We start from the raw sequence: 270 nt of genomic DNA, 5'->3' as shown, positions 1-270 counted from the left end.
ACCAGCTGCCCATCACGTCACGCTTGCTGTCGGCCAGCGGGCCCACCACGGCAATGGTGCCGGATTTTTTCAGCGGCAGCGTGTCGAGACGGTTTTTCAGCAGTACCAGGCTTTCGCGCGCTACTTCCCGGGCTTCTTTACGGTGCAGACGGCTTTCGGCGTTGGTGTCCGCCGGGTCTGACTCTTTTGGCCCCAGATGGCTGTACGGATCGTTAAACAGCCCCATGTCATATTTCACGTTCAGCACGTGGCGAGCGGCGTCGTCCAGCT

General features: G+C 60.4%; 1 pseudogene. It reads right to left on the bottom strand.

The window, feature by feature from the left end:
- Positions 1-270 (bottom strand): annotated as a pseudogene (locus RTW80_RS29360) (beta-glucosidase); the annotation flags it as partial.

The organism is Escherichia sp. AM3 (assembly GCF_032029835.1).
Classification (GTDB): Bacteria; Pseudomonadota; Gammaproteobacteria; order Enterobacterales; family Enterobacteriaceae; genus Escherichia; species Escherichia coli.
This window is presented reverse-complemented; position numbering and strand designations above follow the sequence as displayed.